4 protein-coding genes and 1 pseudogene are annotated in these 9,956 nt (G+C 45.1%); 1 reads left to right on the top strand and 4 read right to left on the bottom strand.

Going from position 1 to position 9,956, the window contains the following annotated elements:
- Positions 1-483: 483 nt before the first annotated feature.
- From KUV50_RS19795 to KUV50_RS16070, 3 genes and pseudogenes are all read right to left on the bottom strand, one after another.
- Positions 484-717: pseudogene (locus KUV50_RS19795) on the bottom strand (aldo/keto reductase); the annotation flags it as partial.
- 208 nt (positions 718-925) lie between these two features.
- Positions 926-2,380: a right-handed parallel beta-helix repeat-containing protein gene (locus KUV50_RS16075; protein ID WP_222581207.1), complete on the bottom strand. Its 1,455-nt coding sequence runs from the start codon at positions 2,378-2,380 to the stop codon at positions 926-928.
- A gap of 3 nt (positions 2,381-2,383) precedes the next feature.
- Positions 2,384-4,690 (bottom strand): hypothetical protein, encoded by a 2,307-nt coding sequence (locus KUV50_RS16070; protein WP_222581206.1) that lies wholly within the window; start codon positions 4,688-4,690, stop codon positions 2,384-2,386.
- A gap of 501 nt (positions 4,691-5,191) precedes the next feature.
- Between KUV50_RS16070 and KUV50_RS16065 the strand changes: the two genes are divergently transcribed.
- Positions 5,192-5,707, top strand: a complete 516-nt coding sequence (locus KUV50_RS16065) for a sugar phosphate isomerase/epimerase family protein (protein ID WP_222581205.1) — start codon at positions 5,192-5,194, stop codon at positions 5,705-5,707.
- Positions 5,708-6,009: 302 nt separating this feature from the next.
- On the opposite strand, the gene KUV50_RS16060 is transcribed toward KUV50_RS16065, so the two are convergent.
- A complete protein-coding gene (locus KUV50_RS16060; protein ID WP_222581204.1) occupies positions 6,010-9,891 on the bottom strand; it encodes a PVC-type heme-binding CxxCH protein in 3,882 nt (1,293 codons plus the stop codon).
- Positions 9,892-9,956: the final 65 nt, after the last annotated feature.

The following is a 9,956-nucleotide window of genomic DNA, read 5'->3' as shown; positions in this document are numbered from 1 at the left end:
AATTGAGTCTAGTAACTCGTCTACTTTTTGGTTCTTCATAATTTTTAATATAAGATTTACAAATCATGAATCCCAATGATCGGGGGCGGAAAAATGTAAAAAAAATTTTTCAGCCCCCCGCCCCCGGCCGGGGGCGGGGGGCTATACACAAAATACTTTACAGTCCCTAAGCTATTGTATTTTCCAGTTTTCATTATTTCATTTAACAATAGTAATACTACAGCACCCACAATCCAGCACGCCAAAAAAGCCTTGAAGTATACGATGACCGATTTCTTCACTATTATATCAACCATTGACTGCTTTCATAAAATCTTTTGTATATCGCAAACCGCTTGTCACATCCGGAGGAAAAATGGCATTGATATCATTCAGTTCCGCCTCCGTTAAATCAACATCCACCGCTCCGGCATTTTGCTCTATATACTTTTGATGTTTTGTTCCCGGGATCGGAACGATATCATCACCTTGTGATGAATCGGTCGGATCAAATGTTATACCAAATTTTGTGGCTACCACAAATTTATCGCGTCTTCCCTTTAGGGCTTTTCCTACCAGCTTTTCGTTCGCATATGGGCCATACATATCGGCCGTATCAAGAAAGTTAACACCCAATTCCAAAGCGCGGTCAATTGCTCCATAGGCATAGCTCATGCCCATGCATCCAAGCCCCATCGTGGATACCTCCAGGTTATTTCCCAATTTTCGCTTTTTCATAATCTGTGTTTTTTATTTGGGATTGTATTCTCATTCCCTTCATGATACGATTTCTCAATTTACGATTTTCTACGGATTTGATCGATACCATTGCATGGAATATTTCACAACCTTATAAATTCGCCGTTATTATACCCTGGCGAACTTCGCATGCGATGCACCAGACAACGCCAGCCCGACCAACAGAAGCACACAGAATATCATTGAACTACTTCTCATCTGTAAAAACAGTACCTTGAATGCGTACTCCGGTTGCATTATTCACAATAGCACCCTGTTTGCCGGCACCGATCGTATTTGCATGTATCCGTGTGCCCGGGCACGCACCACGCAGATGTATTCCAGAACTCATCCGTCCGGGATTTTTATCCTCCTGAATAAGGCTATTGGTAATTTGTACATTGACACTGTTCGCCACCTCGATCCCAGAAAATTCAGGGTTTTGGATATGACACCCATTCACGGATACTTCCCGGCTATCAGTGATCGCCACAGCGCCCTTGATTGTCCCGTTTCTGTTGCCTCCACCTTCAATAATATTATCACTCAGTAAAATATTTCTTCCTTGACCGATTACAATGCCACCCAATGCGTTAACGCTTTCAGGGAAATAATCTTCATTGCGATCAAAGACATTGCCACTAATGGTGACATTCCGACTCGTATTGATAATCATGTGGCGGTCGTAACCCCGAATAAATGTATTCCCTGTCACGCTCACCCCCCGGCAGTGATCCAATTCGATATTCACATCCTGATTGCTGATGTGATTCCCCGTGATACTCAACAACCCGATTTTATTGTAGTCTCCCGTCCTACCACTTAAACGAATATTAGCGCCTCCGGGATGAGGTATGGCCTGAATGGTATTGCCTGAAATGGTCCCCTCCCGGACGCTTCCTCCTTTGGAGCAATCCACCCAAATATCTGCCGATGCTGGTCCGCCCGAGGCGGATTCATGATTGTATTCGATATCATTCCCCACAATCTGAATATTTCGGATTTCCGAGTGACGAATTTTGATACCGCCCTGTTTACAGTAACTGATGTGGTTGTCGTTGATATTGATCTGATGGATATTGACAGAATCCAAATACACCCCTACTCCATCACAGTCGTAAATCTGATTCCCCAACAACAACACATTTCGGTTTCGGGATAGGAAGCAAATCCCATTCTTGACCCTTCTGATCAAACATTGTGAAACAATCGGTTGGATGAGTTTTTTCAAATGAATTCCATCGGCTTTCGGGTGTGCACCTTTGATTTCAATATGCTCAATGGTAAACAGTTTTTCTTTGGACCAGGTCATTTTTGATACGGTTGCCGGTAAAGCTGTTCCATCATGAGTTCCTTCGACCAATACTGCAGCACCCGGACCTTCCATCAAAATGGTAGAATTGCCCGCTACGCCTTCGACTTTTGATATATTAACACGACTCAGATTTAAACGGATCGTTCGCGTGACCCGGTATTGCCCGGCCGGAAACAGGAGTACTCCGTCTGTGGAAAACCGAGCTGCCTCCATAATGGCTTCATAATCATCGGTGACCCCATCTCCCCGGGCACCATAATCCTTTACATTGGCACCGGAAATCACATAAGGAAGTACAAGGCATATGATCAGGCTTCCCCAACGTGCACTCTTAAAATAGGTGATCATAGGTTATTTTTTTAAATGATGATCTAAAAACTGAAAAGTACCGACGCCATGAATGGAATGGGGACCATCGAAAAACTCTTTTTGCAGCTTTTCGGAAATTTTCTTAAGATCATAGTGTCGACGTACTTTTCCAAATTCATAATTGACCCACTCAACACTGCCGATACCGTCTCTATATCCAAATTCAATCATAAATGGTCGGGGTGCAATTAATGCCGCCATTTCCGCATAATTAAAGGTTTGTCCCAGGTTCCACTCCGACATTTCATACTCACCTGTAAACATGTAACTGTATTTCAAATCAACAGACACATTCTTGCGAATCCACTCATTGAAGTCTCCGCTGCAAATAGATAAGGCATAACCCTCCAATACTGCAGGTATTCGCATGGCTGCCTTACCGCCATAAGACAACCCATAAAATCCAATGCGTTCGCCGTCCACAAAATCGAGCCCTTTTAACCATTCCAGGATCCGTTGATGCTGGCCGATGATCACAGAAAACAAAGAATACCCGATGGGGTTGGCCATCCGCTGCAATACCCGGAATTTATCCCCACCCCGGTATGGATTGTGTGGCGCAAAGGTGATGTAGCCCCGTTCTGCCAGCTGGGTCGCATATCCTTTATAAGCTCCATACTTTTTGTAATCCGGATCTGTAATGACCACGTCTTTTGGCAGGCCTTCCAGACCGTGTTGACAGACCACGACCGGTCGCTTTTCTCCTTCTTTGATTCCATGTGGCACCGTCAACAAACCCCATGCAAAAACATCCGGCCACACTTGCAATACCACTTCGTAGCGGGTCCAATTTTCCGACTTTTCCACCATTCTGGCACGGGGATCTATGGGCACATTGGGGTCGGGAAGGCGGCCGAGGGTATTCCACAATTTGTCCCGAAGGTCTGCTTCAATATTTGTCCGGCCAGCTTCATTTCGTTTTTCCACTTTATCCCAGAAAAAAGTATCCCGTGTTATTTCACACCGGTTCATTTCCCGCTGAAAAACTTCCTGCATATTCAGGACCAATCTTTTTTGACGATCACGAGGATTAATCCACTGATCAGGTCGTGGAAAACTACGCTGTACTTTTTTTCGGCTTTCGAAGTCAAGGCCCAAGGCTTCCGTAAACTGCTGAATGGCCAAATTTGAAAATGGATTCCCATCGTTTTCATTAAATGCATTAATGAAAACATAGTTCTCCTTAGCGTCAGGTTGCATTACTCCGATCCGATTCCACTCTTCTTCGATTTCCGCATACGAAGGGGTTAATAACCATCCGGGTGCGGCTCCCTTTCGACCCGATGTCGGTTCCGGAGGTCCTTCGACTTTCGGAAATTTACAGTGCTCCACGACAAGACATCGATCTGAGTACAAGAGAGCCACCTCTGCGTCGCCCAATTCTGCCAGTACCCCGAATGTATTCCGATAGATCGGTTCTTTCCATACTTCTTCCCGTTGATCAAAGTATCCGCTGACCAAAGCAGATGAAATCCGTCGGTCCAGAGCTCCTGCATAAAAAGCCAACAACCCTCCTTCTCCATACCCCATTACACCAACGGGTAGTGCGTCGTCCTTATCCTTATTCTTAAACCAATCTACAGCGCTCAATATTTTTTGTATTTCTTCTCCGATAAGGTGTCGTCCCAGTTCATAGCTTTGTCGATACAGCCATTCCCGGTGCGGTTGATTGGTCCAGCGACCGAGTTGTGAATTTCCGGACCAGGCATCCCCTCGATCAATCAAAGCCGGAATAATGACTTCAATTCCCTGCATCGCCAACTCGAATGCGATTCCTGACCAGGATTCATCCTTTTTGGTGAACCCCGCCAATTCTTCCGGTAATAAATCTGCATCCGGAATCAAAACCATGCGACCCCGCACCGACCCAACCGGTTCTAAGTAAAGCCCTTCAGAAAAAAGCGATCCATGCACATTCCATCGAACCGCTTTCAATGTTACATTTTCAGTATTTATTTCGATCGGATGAAGCAATGAATCTGTCATTACCTCCATTTTTGGACGGTCCCTGGTGACGGTCACGCCCAACCTCTCTTTTAGAAGCGTTCGGTTTTCGGATAGAAAGGCATCTGAATTAATCCCCTGCAAGGCCTCCATCCAACGAAGATTCCGATCTTCTTTTTTCTCTTGAATTTTGTGGATCAAAAATTGATGGATCCCTTCCACCATTTTCACTGACAGATCCTCTTGACCGGTTAATGGAGTGTGCTCGAAAGGGATGGTTTGGGCTATACTGATTCTTAATGACGCCAATAATAGAAAAGCAGAAATAGAAAACAGGGTATTCAAAATTTGGTATTTTGCTTAAAAATAAACAAATAGACCGAATCGGGAATAATAACCATCACTTTATAAGTTTATAGATTGAGCAGTCGTCAACCAATATTTGGCTTGTATTTATTTATTGTGAAAATTCCAGGTGCCATGAATGGAATTTAAGGTTAAATGATTTGATATAAAATTTCAGCACGGAATTGACTGCATATATAACTAATGGTTCAACACGAAATAGCCTAACGGGAATTGACTTGCTCTTTTGCGCATACACATCGTTAAGAGGTTACCCTGTCCCTTCCATGTTCTTTCAAACATTGAATCGAGAATAATAATTGAGCTTTTCAAACCAGTTCATTGTGAATTCAACTGGATTCGCATACTTTTGTCAGACATGTTAACCTAGCACGCTTGATTATGGCCAAATTCTGAAGAAGAATTAAAACATATCTTCAGTGAGCCAGGTCGGCCAACCTAAAACGTTCCGGATATTTTAAGATATAAAATTTAGAAATTATGACCTCACGCCGACAATTTATCAAGAATAATACCGCACTAATGGGTGGAATAGCATTTTTCCCCGGAGAGGTTCTTTTGCAAAAAAAGAAAACGAATGCAGTCTTTGGTTTGCAACTCTACTCAGTGCGGGAAGATATGGCCAAAGATCCGATTGGGACGCTCAAGAAGGTAGCGGAGATGGGGTACACCGTAGTGGGAAACTCAAATTATGAAAACGGAAAATTCTATGGGTACTCCCCCAAAGAATTCCGAAAGATTCTGAAGGATTTGGGACTATCCATTCCGACTGGACACAGTCCACTGTGGCTGAAGGACTGGATTGAATCCAGGAAAGATTTCACAGATGCCTGGAAAAAGACGATTGACGATGCGGCCACTGTCGGCTTAAAATACGTAATCAGCCCAGCCTGGCTGGAAGATAAACCGACCACTTCCCTTTCCAGGGTCAAAGAGTTGATGGAAGTTTTCAACAAATTTGAAAAGGAGAAAAAGAAAGTCCTGGACGGCAATTAATATTATCAAGTTGAACACCTACGGAGTTCAAGGCACAACCACTCCTCTCCCCGAATGGCGCCTATGGCTTATTCGGGGTTATTCATCTTCAACACCTACGGTGTTACTGCATTTAAAATCTGTTTAATATCACGATACAGTTGAACGTCAACAACAAGTAGAGATCATTTCTACTCAGAACCCCGGATGGGGTTCAATGTGAATACCCCCCCCGCAAACATCATGCAGCCGGGGGAAAGAGACCCTCCCTACTGAGAATCCCGTTTGGGGGTTCACTGTATGATATTTTTCGATAAAAACCTTTAGTCTTTTTTCAGATAGGCGACCAAATCTAATACTTCCTGTTCCGTCAGATTATTCAGCAACCCTTCCGGCATCATGGATTTTTGGGATACATCCCGCGTCCTAATTTGAGATTTACTGATCACAATGGGTTCTTGTCCTACAACGCGCAACGTAAGATTCCGATCGTCTTCGCCAATAATATTACCACTGTATGTCCGACCACCCTGGGTAGTAATCACCACCAGCTTGTAATCATCCTGAACATCGCCACTGGGATCCAGGATATTACTCAAAAGATAGGTCGTGTTGGTTCGGTTGGAACCGGTTAACTCGGGGCCGATTTCGCCGCCCTCGCCATGCATGATGTGACACGCAGAACAGGTTTTTTTATATACTTCTTCACCTTTTGTCGGACTTGAATTTGCAATGGCATCCTCGGACAGCAATTCACTGTACTTTTCATAGTCTTTTTGGACGGTTCGGGATACATCATCAATGGGGCCCCAGACTTCCACAAAACCATTCCCTAAGACGGCTCTTAATTGCAGAACGGCATGCGCTGGAATATCCTCTTTGGGAACTTCGCCGGATTTTAGTCCGTCCAACAGAATTCGTCCATATCGAGGTCTCGATGCTAAAGTAAGTATCGCTTCCTGTTTTTCGATCTCTGACAGTGTCCCATACTTATCATACAATACCTGTCCCAGATGTTGATTGTTATAGGATGCAATGGCTTTTATCGTTTCCAATCTCAAATCGGACTGTTGCAATAAGTCAGAGATCATCCATATTAATTCTGTGTTCTGTTGTTCCGCCAAAGCCCGGATGGATTTGATTTTTTCTTCAGTTTCAGCACCAGCGTTCCGGATTGTTGTCAGCGATTTCTGGGTCAACACAGCATTTCCGAATCTTTGGGCTATTTCATCCGCCACTCTGGATAGTTCGGCATCCTTGGACAAGTGTTGATATACCTTGGGCCAATTCTCCGGTGTCTTCAAATCAGCATTCCCTTCGATTCCCGCCAGCATCCCCTCCAGGAGCTCGAGTTGGGCTCCAGACTTTTCACCAATTCCGGCCACCAATTCCTTCATTTTACCGCCATCCACCAACCGACGCGCAATCTTTCGACGGATGGAAGGGATCTTGCTTTCTGCAGCCAAATTCAATGCCATCGTTGGTTGCTTTGCTATGAGCGGCTCTATTCCAAACCACAGCATTAAAGGGATGTTGACATCATTCGCATCTTCCTGACGGCCCACCAGTTTTTCAGCAATACCCCAACGATCTTCCTCATTTATTCGCTGTAAAGCACCGGCCAGGAAGCGCCGGACCACTGGGGATCGATCATTTTTAGCAAGCTCTTTCATTCTTTTTATAGCTATCGATGATCGCGGGTCATCCTCTACCAAAAACTGTATCGCCCAGGCCCGCACATATACATCTTTGTCATTCAACAAATCAATCAATCGTTCTTCCGACAGGTTTCTGGTAACCTGCAAGGTCCATAACGCCCGAAGTCGGAGATCCTCATTGGGATCGTTGGCCAACAAATCATTTAGGTTAGAAACTGCGTTGTTATCCACTGCCCTTTTCGAAGCTCGATATTGCAAAATTATCCGCGCTCGCTGGGCATGCCAATTGCTTTTACTTCGCTGCAACTCGGCCAGCTCGCTGTCTGTCCGAAGATTTAAATCATCATATCTTCCTGGCCAGTTCGTGGCCTGCGATTCTTCCGGCGCGATCCTGTATACCCGGCCCGTATTTTTATTGAGTACGGAACTTCCACAGATATCAGCATCGTGCCAATCGAGCACATAGACATTGCCTCCCGGCCCCACTTCCATGCTAAATCCAACAAACTGCGCATTATTGGCTGCCATAAATTCTTCCCCGTGCGTAGCTGTGAATCCCGAGCCATTAGTATCCAATACATCTGTCAGCACAGCGTGGTCATGAATATTGGCCATAAATAAACGACCGTGTTGCTCTTCCGGAAATGCATCGGACTGGTATATTCTCGCTCCACCATGCGCCGAGCGATGTCGATGATCCACGATGGTCTTGATATCTTCATACACATAGGGGTTCACGTGTTGTCCTCCTTGCCTGTGATAAAACCCGCCCTGCATAATGTGGAACACATGGGGGATGACGCAAGCAGTGATAAACAGCTCTCCTTTTGAATTATAGTCGATTCCCCAGGGATTACTAAAACCATGAGCCACCACTTCAAAACGGTCTTTAAAAGGATGATATCGCCACACTCCGCCATCGATGTACACCCCATCAGCCTCCAGCAAATTTTCCGGAAATGCATCCCGGTGTTTGTAGATGCGCCCTTCCTCTTTAGGCTTTCTGATTTTAGAAGGCGTGGCATAACCTTCCAGTCCATATAGCCAGCCATCCGGCCCCCAGTGCAGGCTGTTGATCGTCTCGTGTCGGTCCCGGATCCCCCAACCTGTCAATAAAACTTCAATGTTTTCCTCATCGGCCACATCATTTTTATTGGGGATAAAAAGTAAATTAGGCGGGGCTCCAACGTATATTCCTCCATGTCCCACGGCTATGGCAGAAGGAAAGGCAAGGCCCTCCATAAATACTTTTTTGGTATCAGCCACACCATCCCGGTTGGTATCTTCTAAAATTAAAATCCGACTGTCTCCTGAATTGGAGAATCCATCCCCTCTGGATTCATAATCCCTATTCTCAGCTATCCACATTCTTCCCTGATCGTCCCAGCAAAAAGCCATGGGTTGTGTAATCATGGGCTCTGATGCATATGCATTCACCTTGTATCCATGCTTCACGGTCATGGCATCAACTGCTTCCTCGGGATTCAAGAACTTGGCCTCCAACCCCTCCTGCTGGGCTATTTTCCATAAAGCAGCCGTATTGTACATACCTTGATCTTCAACGTATTCGCCCCATAAATGATCCATTTCCCGATCATCCAGTTCTCCGGTGTAGGCTATGATTTGATTTTGAAATTGCTTTGTTGTTCCCTTTTTGATGTTCCAGTCTCCCTGCCTGGATACGGCCGGTCCGACCCCCAACTGACCATCCACCCGCCAAGATTGTGGAAATCCCTGGTTTTCCTTATGGTCTAGAATAGCGATGTGTCCCCAGTCCTCCAGTCCGTCAACTTCCATACCGACATCTACCCACATAGCTCTTTGCCCTTCTGCTTTTTCGTTTCGCTGTCGGGCTGCATTTACTACCTCTCCTTCTACACCTTCTTTCCATGGCATTCTCAAAAAGAGCCCTCCGTAGTTAAATTCATTGACTACTATGTCCGTCAGCGCTTCACCCTCCCAGTCCAGATTCAGGAGATACTTATCATCCTGCATAGTAAGAGACCAGGTTTGTGTTTCTTTTAGAATCGGTGTTTTTGATTCATCGAGCATATGATAAACCGTTTGCCATTTCACCTGCTCACCTTCTTGTTTCAACACTTCGGAAGAAACCTTTTGCCAGTAATCGCCATTCGGATTATGATAAAAATCCCGTCCTATCTTTTTCTTAATCTCTGCAGGTTTCTCCGGATTGTAAAACCATTCATTCAACTCCTCCGGTTCGGCTCCCGTACCATTGACCCGGGTAAACCCCCAGAACAGACCGGTTTGGTGTTTGTGATGGCCTGGGCTAAACTGTGTTAGCTCCACATCTGTACCGGGTGCCAGAATGGGATGAATATAAGGCCGGAAATTCGGTTTTATGTTTTGGGTGACAATGGCTGTGGCCCCACTATCACGGAAGACCTCAAACTTGTCCTCACTTATTTCTATGTGAAAAGAAGATATTGATTTTGACGATGCAGTAGCCTCTTGTTTGTGCTTTGACCTGCAAGCAGTCAGGAGTGTAATTCCAATAAGTAAAGTCAATGCTCGTATCATACTCATAGTTCTAAATAAATGTCCGCGATGTTTAAATAGCTTTTTGCATTGGTTGTGCCCTGGGTAGCAAT

The organism is Membranihabitans marinus, from assembly GCF_019802045.1.
Taxonomy (GTDB): domain Bacteria; phylum Bacteroidota; class Bacteroidia; order Chitinophagales; family Saprospiraceae; genus Membranihabitans; species Membranihabitans marinus_A.
This window is presented reverse-complemented; position numbering and strand designations above follow the sequence as displayed.

What these genes read in the sequence shown, in the direction of transcription:
- KUV50_RS16075 (WP_222581207.1), bottom strand. Translation starts at nt 2,380, where the DNA reads ATGATCACCTATTTTAAGAGTGCACGTTGGGGAAGCCTGATCATATGC.
- KUV50_RS16065 (WP_222581205.1), top strand. Translation starts at nt 5,192, where the DNA reads ATGACCTCACGCCGACAATTTATCAAGAATAATACCGCACTAATGGGT.
- KUV50_RS16060 (WP_222581204.1), bottom strand. Translation starts at nt 9,891, where the DNA reads ATGAGTATGATACGAGCATTGACTTTACTTATTGGAATTACACTCCTG.